Source organism: Kitasatospora putterlickiae (assembly GCF_039527695.1).
Classification (GTDB): Bacteria; Actinomycetota; Actinomycetes; order Streptomycetales; family Streptomycetaceae; genus Kitasatospora; species Kitasatospora putterlickiae.
In genome coordinates, this window is the sequence record NZ_BAAAKJ010000067.1 from 3,226 (window position 1) to 18,057 (window position 14,832).

12 protein-coding genes are annotated in these 14,832 nt (G+C 74.2%); 4 read left to right on the forward strand and 8 right to left on the reverse strand.

Features of this window, described 5'->3' with window-relative positions; all coding sequences use genetic code 11:
- Positions 1–366 (forward strand): ferritin-like domain-containing protein (locus tag ABD308_RS07610; protein WP_344329620.1); only part of this gene is annotated, 366 nt, incomplete at its 5' end.
- Positions 367–510: 144 nt separating this feature from the next.
- Entirely contained in the window at positions 511–1,431 is a 921-nt protein-coding gene (locus tag ABD308_RS07615; protein WP_344329626.1) for an aminoglycoside phosphotransferase family protein, read from the forward strand.
- Here the strand turns inward: ABD308_RS07615 and ABD308_RS07620 are convergent.
- The 5 genes from ABD308_RS07620 to dxr all read right to left on the reverse strand — a co-directional run bounded on the left by ABD308_RS07620 (position 1,404) and on the right by dxr (position 6,963).
- The gene (locus ABD308_RS07620; RefSeq protein ID WP_344329629.1) at positions 1,404–1,979 is read right to left on the reverse strand and encodes a GNAT family N-acetyltransferase; all 576 of its coding nucleotides are present in this window, start codon (positions 1,977–1,979) and stop codon (positions 1,404–1,406) included. The genes ABD308_RS07615 and ABD308_RS07620 overlap by 28 nt on opposite strands.
- A 38-nt stretch (positions 1,980–2,017) precedes the next feature.
- Positions 2,018–2,893 carry a GNAT family N-acetyltransferase gene (locus tag ABD308_RS07625; protein WP_344329665.1) on the reverse strand — a complete coding sequence of 292 codons (876 nt, stop codon included), beginning with the start codon at positions 2,891–2,893 and terminating at the stop codon, positions 2,018–2,020.
- Positions 2,894–3,048: 155 nt separating this feature from the next.
- Complete coding sequence (ispG, locus tag ABD308_RS07630; protein ID WP_344329631.1) at positions 3,049–4,209, reverse strand: flavodoxin-dependent (E)-4-hydroxy-3-methylbut-2-enyl-diphosphate synthase; 1,161 nt, start codon at positions 4,207–4,209, stop codon at positions 3,049–3,051.
- 140 nt (positions 4,210–4,349) lie between these two features.
- Positions 4,350–5,654 (reverse strand): M50 family metallopeptidase, encoded by a 1,305-nt coding sequence (locus ABD308_RS07635; RefSeq protein WP_344329635.1) that lies wholly within the window; start codon positions 5,652–5,654, stop codon positions 4,350–4,352.
- 79 nt (positions 5,655–5,733) lie between these two features.
- Positions 5,734–6,963: a 1-deoxy-D-xylulose-5-phosphate reductoisomerase gene (gene dxr, locus ABD308_RS07640; protein ID WP_344329638.1), complete on the reverse strand. Its 1,230-nt coding sequence runs from the start codon at positions 6,961–6,963 to the stop codon at positions 5,734–5,736.
- 90 nt (positions 6,964–7,053) lie between these two features.
- Between dxr and ABD308_RS07645 the strand changes: the two genes are divergently transcribed.
- The gene (locus tag ABD308_RS07645) at positions 7,054–7,719 is read left to right on the forward strand and encodes an NAD(P)H-binding protein (protein WP_344329641.1); all 666 of its coding nucleotides are present in this window, start codon (positions 7,054–7,056) and stop codon (positions 7,717–7,719) included.
- Positions 7,720–7,777: 58 nt separating this feature from the next.
- Here ABD308_RS07645 and ABD308_RS07650 read toward each other — a convergent pair whose 3' ends face one another.
- From ABD308_RS07650 to ABD308_RS07660, 3 genes are all read right to left on the reverse strand, one after another.
- Positions 7,778–9,220 carry an aldehyde dehydrogenase family protein gene (locus tag ABD308_RS07650; RefSeq protein ID WP_344329643.1) on the reverse strand — a complete coding sequence of 481 codons (1,443 nt, stop codon included), beginning with the start codon at positions 9,218–9,220 and terminating at the stop codon, positions 7,778–7,780.
- 156 nt (positions 9,221–9,376) lie between these two features.
- Positions 9,377–10,942 (reverse strand): PucR family transcriptional regulator, encoded by a 1,566-nt coding sequence (locus ABD308_RS07655; RefSeq protein WP_344329646.1) that lies wholly within the window; start codon positions 10,940–10,942, stop codon positions 9,377–9,379.
- 143 nt (positions 10,943–11,085) lie between these two features.
- Entirely contained in the window at positions 11,086–13,185 is a 2,100-nt protein-coding gene (locus ABD308_RS07660) for a type IV secretory system conjugative DNA transfer family protein (protein WP_344329648.1), read from the reverse strand.
- A 239-nt stretch (positions 13,186–13,424) separates the two neighbouring features.
- Here ABD308_RS07660 and gabT point away from each other — a divergent pair, with 239 nt between their 5' ends.
- The gene (gene gabT / locus ABD308_RS07665; RefSeq protein WP_344329649.1) at positions 13,425–14,765 is read left to right on the forward strand and encodes a 4-aminobutyrate--2-oxoglutarate transaminase; all 1,341 of its coding nucleotides are present in this window, start codon (positions 13,425–13,427) and stop codon (positions 14,763–14,765) included.
- Positions 14,766–14,832 lie beyond the last annotated feature (67 nt).

A 14,832-nucleotide genomic window follows, 5' to 3' on the forward strand; every position in this document is an offset into this window, starting at 1 on the left:
CCCCGCCTCCCCGACGACCAGCAGCGCACCGACGCCCGCACCGCCCTCGCCGCCCACCAGTCCCGCCGCGACGCCTGGCAGCGCCTCCTCACCGGCGCGGGGGCCACCCCCACCGCCGCGGCCCCCGGCTACCAGCTCCCCTTCCCGGTCACCGACGCCCCCACGGCCGTCCGCCTCGCCGCCCACCTGGAAACCCGCCTCACCACCGTCTACGCCGACCTGGTCGCCGCCGTCCCCGCCCCCCAACGCCCCCTCGCCGCCGACGCCCTGCGCGAATGCGCCCTCCGCGCCCACCACTGGGGCACCGCCCCCACCCCCTTCCCCGGCTTCCCCAACACCCCCACACCCACCCCGACCGCCCCGTAGCGGGCGCGCGGGGAAGCCCGCGGGGTGGCCGCGGGGAGGGGCGTCGCGGGCGATCTTCGGACTGCCGACGGCGAGCACCCCACCCCTCCCATAACCGACAATGAACCCATACCACCCCAGGGGCCCCGCCACCGAAAGGCCACCATGCCGGCAGCGACACCAGGACGGATCACCGTCCCCGACTGGCTCACCCGGCGCATCACCGCCACCCACCCCGCCGAGGCACCCACCTGGCTGGCCGAACTACCCGCCCTCGTCGCCACCCAGCTCACCCGCCTGGGCCTCACCCTCGACCGCGTCCTGGACCCCGGCGGCTCGCTCAGCCTCGTCGCCTACGTCCACCGCGACGACGACCTCACCCCCGCGACCCTCAAGGTCTCCCTCCGCACCCCCGAGACCGCCCACGAGCCCGACGCCCTCACCACCTGGGCCGGCCGGGGCGCCGTCCTCCTCCTCGACGCCCACCGGACCCCCACCACCAGCGTCCTCCTCCTGGAACGCCTGCACGGCGAGATCCCCCTCCGGTCCCTCGCCGAACCCAAGGCCATGCTGGAGGCCACCAGCCTCCTCCACCGCCTCTGGCTCCCCCTCCCCGCTCAGCACGACCTCCCCGGCCCCACCCCCAAAACCGCCCCCGGCTCCGGCCCCGCCCTCCCCGTCCCCGACGAAGCCACCCCCCTCCTCACCGAGGCCGGGGAAACCGCCACCGCCCTCAGCGCCTCCGCCACCGAGCGGTTCCTCCTCCACGGCGACTTCCACCACGGCAACGTCCTCGCCGCCGACCGCGCCCCCTGGCTGGCCATCGCCCCGCGCCCGCTGGCCGGCGAACGCGCCTACGACCTGGCCCGCCTCGCCCTGGACCGCGCCGACACCCTGGTCGGCTCCCCCGGGCTCCCCGCCGCCGTCCGCCGCCGGTTGCGGCAGCTCGCCGAGGCCCTGGACGTCGACCACGACCGCCTCCGCGGCTGGACGCTGGTCCGCGCCGTCGACCTCGCCCTGAGCGCCCTCGCCGCGGGCCGCCGCCCCGAGGCCGAGCTCTACCTGGAGTTCGCCGGCGCGCTCTGAGCCGGACCGGCCCCGCCCACCCCCCGCAGCGGCAGCGCCGCCCCCATCACGGCGTACCGCCGCTCCGTGTTCGGGAAGTGCACGGCCCGCGCGAGGTCCCGGTACCCGAGCGCCCGGTAGAGCCGCCGGGCCGGCGTCTCGGCGTCGATCGCCGAGAGGATGCTGCGGTCCATCCCGGACCGCGCGGTGAGGGTACGGATCAGCGCCGAACCGACCCCGCGCCCCTGGAACTCCGGCAGCACGTGCAGCTCGGTGACGGCGAAGACCTCGTCCAGCCAGTCACCGTACCCCCGTGCGACCAGATAGGGCTCGATCACCGTGCTCCACCAGTGCTCGCGCCGGTTGGGCATCCCGTACCCGAACCCGACCAGCCGCCCGCCCTCGAACGCCCCCAGCGCGATCACCCCGGGCTGCTGGGCATGCCGTCCGACGATGTGCAGCCGGACCATGACCTCCTCCGGCGTGAGCCCGAACGCCGCCGCCTGCACGTCGAGCGCCTGCGGAGCCCACACCGCGAGGTCGACGGCCTCGATCAGCACCTCGCTCACCCCGCTCTCCTCACTCACCGCGTTCCCCGCCCTCCCCCTCAGAACAGCACGCTCATGAACGCCCCGACCTCCCGGAAACCCACCCGCCGGTACGCGGCCCGCGCCCGCAGGTTGTAGTCGTTGACGTACAGCGAGACCACCGGAGCCACCTCCCGCAGCGCGATGTCCAGCACCGCCGCCATCCCGGTCTCGGAGAGCCCCTGCCCCCGGTGCCCGGGCGCCACCCAGACCCCCTGGATCTGGCAGGCCCCCTCCGTGACGGCCCCGATCTCCGCCTTGAAGACGACCTCCCCGTCCTCCCCGAACCGGGCGAACGAACGCCCCGCGGAGACGAGTTCGGCCACCCTGGCCTGGTAGAGCAGCCCGCCGTCACCGGCCAGCGGCGAGACCCCGACCTCCTCGGTGAACATCGCCACGCAGGCCGGCATCAGGGTGTCGATCTCATTGCGCCGCACCCTCCGCACCAGCGGATCCGGCGCGATCTCCGCGGACGGCACGCTCGTCGACAGCAGCGGCTGGTGCGCGCGGACCTCCCTGGCCGGCCCCCAGCCGCGTTCCAGCAGCGCCCACAGCGCCGCCGTGGGCCCGGCCGGGCCCACGATGGAGGAGCAGCGGCGCCCCTGCCGGCGGGCCCGCTCGGCGAAGGCCTGGACGGCCTGCGGACCGGCGTTGACCAGCACCAGGTTGGCCCCCGCGTAGCAGAGCGCGTCGAGCCCGCCGTTCTCGTCGTACCAGCCCCACATCTCACCGCCGAGCCGCCAGGGGTCGAGGCCGACGGCCTCCACCCGGGTGGCGACGAAGGCGTTGGCGACCGGGTCGCGGTGGAGGACGGCGAGGGCGTCGGCGAGGTCCGGGGGTTCCAGCACGCGGGTGGTCGCCAGGGCGCGGGCGGCCTGGAACGAGCTGGGGAGCATCACACCTCGATCGAGCATCGAGACAGCACCTTACTGAGACGACTCTGGCCGCACCCTACTCCCTGGCCCCACCCGGAGACGGCCGCGGGGCCGTCCGCGCACGGACGGCCCCGCTTCCGGAAGAACCACGTGGGCCTACCCGGCACCGGGGTGGGTCACTCGCCGGCGGTGACGGACGGCGCGCCGGACTCGACGCCCTCCGCCTCCATCTGCTCGGCGATCTTGAAGGCCTCCTCGATCAGGGTCTCCACGATCTTGGACTCGGGGACGGTCTTGATGACCTCGCCCTTGACGAAGATCTGGCCCTTGCCGTTGCCGGAGGCGACACCGAGGTCGGCCTCGCGGGCCTCGCCCGGGCCGTTGACGACGCAGCCCATGACGGCGACGCGCAGCGGCACGTTCATGCCCTCCAGGCCGGCCGTGACCTCCTCGGCGAGCTTGTAGACGTCGACCTGGGCGCGGCCGCAGGACGGGCAGGAGACGATCTCCAGGCCGCGCTGGCGCAGGCCGAGCGACTCCAGGATCTGGTTGCCGACCTTGATCTCCTCGGCCGGCGGGGCGGAGAGGGAGACCCGGATGGTGTCGCCGATGCCCTCGGCGAGCAGCGCGCCGAAGGCCACCGCGGACTTGATGGTGCCCTGGAAGGCGGGGCCGGCCTCGGTGACGCCGAGGTGCAGCGGGTAGTCGCAGGCGGCGGCGAGCTGGCGGTAGGCGTTGATCATCACGACCGGGTCGTTGTGCTTGACCGAGATCTTGATGTCGCGGAAGTCGTGCTCCTCGAAGAGCGAGCACTCCCAGAGCGCGGACTCGACCAGCGCCTCGGGGGTGGCCCGGCCGTACTTCTCCAGCAGGCGCTTGTCGAGCGAGCCGGCGTTGACGCCGATCCGGATCGGCACGCCGGCGTCCTTGGCCGCCTTGGCGATCTCGCCGACCTTGTCGTCGAAGGCCTTGATGTTGCCCGGGTTGACGCGGACCGCGGCGCAGCCGGCGTCGATGGCCGCGAAGACGTACTTCGGCTGGAAGTGGATGTCCGCGATCACCGGGATCTGCGACTTCCTGGCGATGATCGGCAGCGCGTCGGCGTCGTCCTGCGAGGGAACCGCCACCCGCACGATCTGGCAGCCGGACGCGGTGAGCTCCGCGATCTGCTGCAGCGTGGCGTTGATGTCCGAGGTCACCGTGGTCGTCATGGACTGCACCGAGACGGGGGCGTCACCGCCCACCGGCACGTTGCCGACCATGATCTGACGGGAGACACGGCGCTTGGCGAGCGGCTTGAGCGGCAGAGACGGAATACCGAGCGAGATCGCGGTCATGTGCGCAGGGTTCCCCGGGGTTGAGGTGTGGTCGGTCCGGCCACTGGGACGGCCGGGCCCGGGCGCGCCGACGATCGCGCGCCCGGGCTCCAACGGTACGGCACGGGAACGGGCGCCCGCGCACGCACCGGCCCGCCGGTCTAACTGATCTTGACGGGGTTCACCAGGTCGGCCACGAGCACCAGCAGGGTGAAGCCGATGAACACGCTGGCCACCACGTAGGCGAGCGGCATCAGCCGGGCCACGTCGAACGGACCGGGGTCGGGCCGGCGGAACAGCAGGGCGAAGCGGCGGCGCACCGACTCCCAGGCCGCGCCCGCGATGTGGCCGCCGTCCAGCGGCAGCAGCGGCAGCATGTTGAAGAGGAACAGCGAGAGGTTGATCCCGGCGAGCAGGTTGACGAAGTAGGCGACCCGCTGGCTGCCCGGGATGTCCAGCGCGAACACCTCGCCGCTGACCCGGGCCGCGCCGACCATGCCGATCGGCGAGTCGGTCTCGCGCGGGGCGCCGTCGACCACCGAGTGCCAGAGGCCGGGGATCTTGCCGGGCAGCGCGGCGAGCGACTTCACGCCGCTCTCCGCCATGTCGTACATCCGGTCGACGGACTGCCCGAAGCCGAGCTGGACCACGCCGCTGGTCGGGGTGAAGCCGAGGAAGCCGGCCCGCACCGTCTCGCCCTTGACCGGCACGCCGTCGCCGTCGTACTTCTGCACGTCGTTGACGGCGATGGTCGGGGTGAGGGTGAGCCGCTGCCCGCCGCGCTCGACCACCAGCTCGACGGTCTTGCCGGCCGACTTGCGGATGTCGCCCTGGAGCTGCTCGTAGGTGGTGATCCGGTCGCCGTCGAAGGAGACCACCGTGTCGCCCGGCTTCAGCCCGGCCTGGAAGGCGGGCGCCACCGGCGCGTCGGCCGGGCAGTCGTCGGTCGGCTGGCCGGCCTTGACGACGCACTCCGAGACGGTGCCGATGGTCGGCACCGACATCGGGACGCCGAAGCCCATCATCACCGTCAGGAAGAGACCGAAGGAGAGGATCAGGTTCATGAACGGCCCGGCGAACATGACGATCATGCGCTTCCACGGCTTGCGCGTGTAGAAGAGCCGGGTCTCGTCGCCCTCCTTGACCTCCTCGTAGGAGGCCTCCCGGGCGTCCTCGATCATGGTCCGCCAGGGCGAGGTGGAGCGCTGGGTGATCCGCCCGTCCGCCCCGGGCGGGAACATCCCGATCATCCGGATGTACCCGCCCAGCGGGACGGCCTTGAGTCCGTACTCGGTCTCGCCCTTCCGCCGCGACCAGATCGTCGGGCCGAAGCCGACCATGTACTGCGGCACCCGGATGCCGAACAGCTTGGCCGTGGAGAGGTGGCCGAGTTCGTGCCAGGCGATCGAGAAGAGCAGTCCCAGTAGGAAGACCAGGATGCCGACCACCGTCATCACCGTTGCCACCGCTGCTCCTCCGTCATGCCACTCCGCTCATCCTGTCGTCGTACCGGTCGTCCGGCGGTGCCGTCCGGGCGGACCCGGATCAGCCCGCGGCCAGCTCGCGGGCCCGGGCGCGCGCCCAGTCCTCCGCGTGCAGGACGTCCTCCACCGTCAGCGAAGTTCCCGCGACGGGGCTGCCGTGCTCCGCCACGACCTTCGCCACAGTGTCCACGATCCCGGTGAAGGCGAGGCGGCCGTTCAGGAAGGCCTCCACGCACTCCTCGTTGGCCGCGTTGAACACCGCCGGGGCGGTGCCGCCCAGCGTGCCGACCTCACGGGCCAGCTCGACCGCCGGGAAGGCGTCGTTGTCCAGCGGGAAGAACTCCCAGGTCGCCGCCTTGGTCCAGTCGCAGCCCGGGGCCGCGTCCGGCACCCGGTCCGGCCAGCCCAGACCCAGCGCGATCGGCATCCGCATGTCCGGCGGGCTGGCCTGCGCCAGCGTGGAGCCGTCCGTGAACTCCACCATCGAGTGGACGACCGACTGCGGATGGACCACGACCTCGATCCGGTCGAACGGCACGTCGTACAGCAGGTGCGCCTCGATCACCTCCAGGCCCTTGTTCACCAGGGTCGCCGAGTTGATCGTGACGACCGGGCCCATCGCCCAGGTCGGGTGCGCCAGCGCGTCCGCCGGGGTGACGCCCGCCAGCTCGGCCCGGCTCCGGTCGCGGAACGGTCCGCCGCTCGCGGTCACCACCAGCTTGCGGACCTCGGCCCGGGTACCGCCCGCCAGCGCCTGGAACAGCGCCGCGTGCTCGGAGTCCACCGGCACGATCTGCCCCGGCCTGGCGACCGCCTTCACCAGCGGACCGCCGACGATCAGCGACTCCTTGTTGGCCAGCACCAGCACCCGGCCGGCCCGCAGCGCCGCCAGCGTCGGGCGCAGGCCGATCGAGCCGGTGATGCCGTTCAGCACCGAGTGGCACTCCATCGCCGCCAGCTCGGTCGCCGCGTCCGGACCGACCAGCACGGCCGGCAGCGCGCGGCCCGCAGCCTTCGCCGTCAGCGCCTCGCGCAGCGCCGGCCCGGCCGCCGGGTCGGCCACCGCCACGGTGTGCACGCCCAGCCGCAGCGCCTGATCGGCGAGCAGCTCCACCCGGCCGCCGGCCGCCGACAGGGCCACCACCCGGAACCGGTCCGGGTTGCGCAGGACCACGTCGATGGCCTGGGTGCCGATCGAACCGGTGGAGCCGAGGATCACCAGCTCCCGGGGGCCGGAAGGGGTGTTCACCTCGGGGGTGAACCGCAGCTGCGGGTGGGCGAGCGAAGTCATGCAGCCCATTGTGTCCTGCCCGGCCGTCCGCCCGGCACCACGGGACCGCTCCCGGAGCGCCGGGCGGGCTCCCGGGCTACCGTCGGAACCATGCGCACCGTCATCGCCGGCGGCCACGGCCGGATCGCCCTCCGGCTGGCCCGTCTGCTCGCCGACCGCGGCGACCGCCCCGCCGGGATCATCCGCCGCCCCGAGCAGGCCGGCGACCTCGTCGCCGCCGGCGCCGAACCGCTGACGCTCGACCTGGAGGCCGCCACCGCGCCCGCACTCGCCCGGCTGCTCGACGGCGCCGACGCCGTGGTGTTCGCGGCCGGCGCCGGACCGGGCAGCGGCGCCGCCCGCAAGCTCACCGTGGACCGGGACGCCGCCGTGCTGCTCGCCGACGCCGCCCAACTGGCCGGCGTGCGCCGCTACCTGATCGTCTCCGCGATGGGCGCCGACGCCCGGGCCCGGTACCCCGCCGACGAGGTCTTCGAGACCTACCTGCGGGCCAAGGGCGCCGCCGACGACGCCGTCCGGGCCCGCACCGCGCTGGACTGGACGGTGCTGCGCCCCGGCCGCCTCACCGACGGCCCCGGCACCGGCCTGGTCCGGCTCGCCCCGAGCGTGTCGCGCGGGGCCGTCGACCGGCAGGACGTCGCCGCCGTGCTCGCCGGGCTGCTGCACGAGCCCGGCACGGCGGGGCGGACGCTGGAACTGGTGTCCGGCGACGCCACCGTGGCCGAGGCCGTCGCGGCCGCCGCCCGCCACGCCTGACCCCCCACGGCCGAGGGCCCGGCCGCACCAGGCGGCCGGGCCCTCGCTCGGGTCACCCTCAGAGGTCGAGGCCGGTGAGGACCAGGACCTTCTCCACGGTGTAGTCGTCCATCGCGTAGCGGACGCCCTCGCGGCCGACGCCGGAGTCCTTGACGCCGCCGTACGGCATCTGGTCGGCGCGGTAGGACGGCGCGTCGCCGATGATCACACCGCCGACCTCCAGCTCCCGGTGGGCGCGGAAGGCGGTCTGCAGGTCGTGCGTGAACACGCCCGCCTGCAGGCCGAACAGCGAGTCGTTGACGGCGGCGAAGGCCTCGTCCACGCCGTCCACCTTGTGCAGCGACAGGACCGGGCCGAACACCTCGGAGGTGGCCAGGATCGCGTCGGCCGGCAGCTCGGCCAGCACGGTCGGGGCGTAGGTCGCGCCCTCGCGGGTGCCGCCGGTGAGCAGCTTGGCGCCCTTGGCGACCGCGTCGTCCACCCAGGACCCGACCCGCTTGGCGGCGTTCTCGTCGACCAGCGGGCCGACGTCCGTCGCGTCGTCGTTCGGGTCACCGGTGACCTGGGCCCGCACCTTGGCGACGACCTTCTCCGCCAGCGCGTCGTACACCGACGCGTCGGCGATCACCCGCTGCACCGAGATGCAGGACTGGCCGCCCTGGTAGTTGGCGAACATCGCGATCCGGGTGGCCGCCCAGTCCAGGTCCGCCTCAGAGGACCAGTCGGCGAGCACCACGGCCGCCGCGTTGCCGCCCAGCTCCAGGGTGGTGTGCTTGCGCGGCACCGAGTCCATGATCTGGTAGCCGACCTTGTCCGACCCGGTGAAGGAGATCACCGGCAGACGCGGGTCCTGCACCAGGGCCGGCATCCGGTCGTTCGGCACCGGCAGGACGCTCCAGGAGCCGGCCGGCAGGTCGGTCTCGGCCAGGATCTCGCCCAGCACCATCGCCGACAGCGGGGTGGCCGGGGCCGGCTTGAGGATGATCGGCGCGCCGACCGCGATCGCCGGGGCGATCTTGTGGGCGACCAGGTTCAGCGGGAAGTTGAAGGGGGCGATGCCCAGCACCACGCCGCGCGGGAAGCGCCGCACCACCGCGAAGCGGCCCGTGCCGCCCGGGTCGGTGTCCAGCCGCATGGTCTCGCCGTTGGTCCGGCGGGCCTCCTCGGCCGCCCAGCGGAACACCGACACGGCGCGGCCGATCTCACCTCGGGCCCACTTGATCGGCTTGCCGTTCTCGGCGGTGATCAGCTGGGCGAGCTCCTCGGTGCGCTCGGCCAGCCGCCGGGCCACGTGGTCCAGGGCGCCGGAGCGCACGTGCGCGGGGGTCGCGGCGAACACCGGCAGCGCGGCGACGGCGGCCTCCAGGGCCTCCTCGACCTGCGCCTCGGTGGGGATGCTCACCTTGCCGACCAGCCGGCCGTCCCAGCTGTTGTGCACCTCGAAGTCGGCGTCGCCGCTCGCCCGGCGGCCGGCCAGCCAGAAGTCGTACGTGGTGGTCACCGTGGTACCGGCCCTCTCCTCGTCATCCTCACGACCCCACGGACGTGGAGCCAGAACCGAGGGTAGGGCGGTCGGCGCACCGATCGGATTGGACACCGAGTAGCGTTCGCCGGGCCGGCCACTCCACCGCGTCCAGCGCCGTTCGGGGGCCTTCCGTCACTCCTCGCCGGAGCGGAGCGCCAGCCACAGCTCCATCCGGACGTCCGTGTCGTCCAGCGACCGCCCCAGCAGCTCCTCCACCCGCCGCATCCGGTACCGCAGGGTGTGCCGGTGCACCCCGAGGTCGGCCGCCGCCGCGTCCCACTGCCCGTGCCGCGACAGCCACGCCCGCAACGAGGCCACCAGGTCGCCGCGCGCCGTCCGGTCGTGCTCCCGCAGCGGCCGCAACAGGCCCTCCGCGAAGGCCGTCACGGCGTCCTCGCCGAGCAGCGGCAGCAGCGAGCCCGCGCCGACCTCCTCGTGGTCCACCGACCGCCGCCCGCCCCGCAGCGCCACCGCCAGCGCCCGCTCGGCCTGCGCGTGCGCCGTCCCGGCGTCCTCCAGCGCGGCCGGCGCCGACACGCCCAGCGACAGGCCCTCGTGCTCCTCCACCGCCCCCAGACAGGCCCGGTGCACCGCGCCGTTGTCCAGCGCCAGCACCACCAGCCGCGCCCCGTGCGTGCCGTCCTCCCGCGCCACCAGCAGCTTCTCGCCGACCCGCGACCCGGCCTGCTCGGCCCGGTCACCCAGCTCGCCCAGCGCCTCCCCGGCGTCCGCCCCCTGGGCCGCCCCGGCCACCAGCACCCGGACGGTGCCCTCCGGCAGCCCCCCGAACAGACCCGCCGCCACCTGCCGCGCGGTCCCCACCTCGCCGGCCAGCACCATCCGCAGCAGGGCCGCGCCCATCTTCTCCTCGGCCTGCCGCAGCTCCCGCGACCGCTCCAGGGTCAGCGTCAGCAGCGCCACCGCCGCGTTCAGCACATACCGCTCGGTCGGCGTGATCCGGTCCTCGGTGCCCACCGCCAGGAAGCCCCGGGCCCGCCGGTCCGCCCCCAGCGACTGGACCACCACGTAGTCCTCGTCCGCCGTGTCTATCCCCGGCGCGCGGCCCTGCAGCGCGGCACTCGACGGCGCCGGCCGCCGCCGCAGCCGGTCCACCTCCGCCGCCAGCCGCCCGGCCCGGCGCGCCGCCCAGTCCGGCGCCACCACCGACAGCGCGCCCGACCCGTCGTACAGCGCCGCCCAGCCGCCCAGCCGGGCCGCCAGCCGCCGCACCACCGCCGTCGTGCCGTCCTTGCCCAGCGCGGCCCGGGTCAGCTCCTCCTGCGCCTCGAAGCTGGTCGTCACCGCCTCGTACTGCTCGGCGGCCAGCGCCGCCGACACCACCTTGCTGATCGCGATGAACGGCGTCGGCTCCGGCACCCGCAGCAGCGGCAGGCCGCGCTGCGCCGCCGCGTCCACCAGCGGCTGCGGCACCTCGGTGTGCGACAGGCCCACCCCCAGCCCGAGCCCGACCACCCCCGCGTCGGCCAGCCGGTGCACGTACGCCTGCAACCGGGCGGCCGTGCGGCCCAGCTTGATCCCGGTGGTGAGCAGCAGCTCGCCACCCTCAAGGAACGGCGTCGGGTCGTCCAGCTCGCTGGTGTGCACCCAGCGAACCGGCCGCTCCAAGTGGTCCGCACCGGCGAGGACCGTCAGATGGAGCGAGGTGTTGCGGACGACGGAGGCAAGTGTGGGGGGCATGGCACCTTCGGGGGAACGACCCGACCGCGCCGCTGCGGCCGGGCGAGAGAGGGCTGGGGGTCCTGGGGGAATCCCACTTCTCATTATGGACGCCCCGGACAACCGGCACTGCCGAATCCACCTCGAAGGCGAGCTTCGTCTTCTCAGTCCCTGAGGTCGACCAGCAGCGGCGGCACCTGTTCCCCCGACACCGCCGTCAGCGACAGCACCGCGTGCCCGGCCGGCAGCGCGTGCGCCAGGTCCGACGGGGACCACCGCAACCGCTCCACCTCCCGCGTGGTCACCGACTCCGTCTGCGCGGTCGTCCCCGACAGCGCCTTGCGCCCCAGCCGCCCCGCCCGCCGCACGATCCCGCCCGAGGTGTCCGGGGCCAGCGTCACCGCCGTCTCCCGCACCAGGTGGGTGCCCCAGGCCTCCGAGAACAGCCGGCCGTCCCACGGCGCGATGCCCGGGAACGCCGCCCGGCAGCCCACCGCCCCGAACAACGGCGCCCGCAGCGCCTCCGGCAGGTCGACCAGCGTCCGCAGCAGCAGCACCACCCCGGCGTTCGCGCCGCGCAACCGCTGCAGCCCGCGAACGATCCCGATGTCCAGGGCCGACGAGGCGTCGTCCACCACCAGCCCGGCGAACAGGGACCGGTCCCCGCGAGCCCCCGCCGCCTGCACAAACTGACCCACCAGCAGCCGCGACAGCATCCGCGCCGCCTCCGGGTGGCTGCGCTCCGGCAGCTTCACCCGCACCCGCAGCGGGTGGTCCAGCACCCGCATCGCGAACGGCGGACGGCCCGCGCCGTCGGTCGCGAACACCCCCTCGAAGGCCGGCCGGTCCAGCAGCGCCAGCCGGTCCGCCAGCAGCGCCCCCGGATCGTCCGCCCGGCCGCGCTGGCGCTCCCGGTGCTCCAGGTCCCGCTCGTACGAGCCCAGCCGGCCCGCCGCCCTCAGCCCCTTCACCAGCGACTCCAGCGCCTCCGGCTCCCCGGCGAGCAGCGTCCGCAGCTCGCGCACGCCCGGGTAGCGGCCGAACGCGGCGTGGAACGGGCCCACCATCTGCTGCAGCGCCGTCCGCGCCGTCTCGGCGCGCGCCGTCAGCTCGTCCGGCAGCAGCGCCTCCGCCAGCCGGGCCGCCGCCTCGTCCGGGTCCTGCGCGGCGCCGTACAGGTCCAGCCCGTAGCGGGACCCGGCGTGGCCCGGGGCGATCACCACGTCGTACCAGTCGTCCGGCCCCAGGTCCGCCTCCGCCGACCCGATCACCACCGCGCACGCCGTCCCGGCCAGCGCCTGCAGACAGAGCGCCTCCGCCACCGGACGCGCCAGCCGCGCCGTCTTCCCCGTCCCGGCCGGGCCCACCGCGAGCAGCGAGGTGCCCAGCACCGCCGGGTCCAGCGCGAAGCCCGCCGACCGGTGGGCCGGCGGGTTCTTCGGGACGTCCTGCGCGGTGCCGAGCCGCACCTGCGCCAGCAGCAGGTCGTGCCGCTCCGCGCGCCCCGGCAGCTCGCGCGCCTCCGAGGGGTGGGCGAACGCGGCGGCGCCGCGCAGCGACACCTGCTCGACGAAGGCCGGCAGGAAGGCCCGGTCCGCCTGGGCCGACTCCCACGCCCGCTGGATCCGCACGTAGTCGACGTCCCCGACCGCCTCGCCGTCCAGCCGCCCGGCCGCGACCACCGCCCCGCCCTGCCGCAGCCCCGCCCACGGATCCCGCTGCCGCACCGCCTCCGCCTTCTCCTCCGCGGACGCGGGCTCCTCCTCCGTCACCGTCCGCGACAGCAGCGGCACCGCGTACCGCCGCCACACCTCCAACCACCGCCCCATCCGCCCGAAGACCTTGATGACGACGGAGACCGTGATGACGTTGACGACCAGCAACGTGAACATGGCCCCGGCCTCCGAGGGTTCGGCGAGGGGACCGATCCCCGTCTGGCGGCCGAACCAGACCAGCAGGTACATCAGCAACTGAGTGCCGTAGAGATAAGCGAACCACCCCACCACCGCGTTCAGCCCCGCCCTCAGCAGGAGGGGCCAGGTGGGGACCCTGGCCGCCTCGGCGCGGTCGGGGTCGAGCTGCCGGTAGCCCTGGCGGAAGACGCCCGGCGCCGCCTCCGGCCGCGGGGCGGCGACCCAGGCCACGAGGTCGAAGCGCGCGCGGGCCGGGGGGCGCGGGTGCGGCATCGGGGTGGGGGGAGTGTGCCGGGTATGAGGGGTGGCGGTGGTCCGCTCGCTGTTGCTCCGTGCCCCGTCCAGTCCCATGTACGGCCCCGCTCCCTCGCCCGACGGCCGACCGCCGTCGGTGCCGCCCATACCCATGCCACCGCCCCGGCGACACGCCCGCGCTCAATGTAGTGGAGCGCGGGCCGCCGGTCGTGGCGCCGACCGCGCTGGCCGCCCCGGACAAGTCGGACGGCTCACTGCTACCGAGTGGCGCATGCCTGCCCGGAGAGCGCCCCCGTAGCCTGCGAACTACCGAGCCGAGAAGTCTGGAGAAACCCATGAGCGCCGCAACGCCGCTCCCGCAGGAGCGCCGCCTGGTCACCGCGATCCCCGGTCCGAAGTCGCAGGAGCTGCACGCCCGCAAGCTGGGTGCGGTGGCGGCCGGCGTCGGCACCACCCTGCCGGTGTACGTGTCCCGCGCCAACGGCGGCGTACTGGAGGACGTGGACGGCAACTCGCTGATCGACTTCGGCTCCGGCATCGCCGTCACCAACGTCGGCAACAGCGCCGAGGCCGTGGTGGCGAAGACGACCGAGCAGCTGGCCGCCTTCACCCACACCTGCTTCATGGTGACCCCGTACGAGGGTTACGTGGCCGTGGCCGAGCAGCTGAACGAGCTGACCCCGGGCGACCACGAGAAGCGCACCGCGCTGTTCAACTCGGGCTCCGAGGCCGTCGAGAACGCGGTGAAGATCGCCCGCGCCTACACCAAGCGCCAGGCCGTCGTGGTGTTCGACCACGGCTACCACGGCCGCACCAACCTCACCCTGGCGCTGACGGCGAAGAACATGCCGTACAAGCAGGGCTTCGGTCCGTTCGCCCCCGAGGTCTACCGGGTTCCGGTCGCCTACCCCTACCGCTGGCTGACCGGTGCGGAGAACTGCGCCGCCGAGGCCGCCGCCCAGGCGATCGACACCATCAACAAGCAGATCGGCGCCGAGAACGTCGCCGCGATCATCATCGAGCCGATCCAGGGCGAGGGCGGCTTCATCGAGCCGGCCAAGGGCTTCCTGCCGGCCATCGTGGAGTTCGCGAAGGCCAACGGCATCGTGTTCGTCGCGGACGAGATCCAGACCGGCTTCTGCCGCACCGGCCAGTGGTTCGCCTGTGAGGACGAGGGCATCGTCCCGGACCTCATCACCACCGCCAAGGGCATCGCCGGCGGTCTGCCGCTGTCCGCGCTGACCGGCCGCGCCGAGATCATGGACGCCGCGCAGACCGGTGGCCTGGGCGGCACCTACGGCGGCAACCCGGTGGCCTGCGCCGCCGCGCTGGGCGCCATCGAGACCATGAAGGAGCAGGACCTCAACGGCAAGGCGCAGCGGATCGGCGAGATCATGCTGGGCCGCCTGCGGGCGATGCAGGAGAAGTTCGACATCATCGGCGAGGTCCGCGGCCGCGGCGCGATGATCGCCGTCGAGCTGGTGAAGCCGGGCGGCAAGGAGCCGAACACGGAGGCCACCGCGGCGATCGCCAAGGCCTGCCACGCCGAGGGCCTGGTCGTGCTGACCGCCGGCACCTACGGCAACGTGCTGCGCTTCCTGCCGCCGCTGGTCATGCCGGAGCACCTGCTGAACGAGGGCCTGGACATCATCGAGGGCGCGTTCGCCGCCGTCTGAGCCGGCCCGCGGCCCTGACGCCGCGCCGAAGACCCGCCGGAGGGATGTCCGGACAGCGCTGAACGGG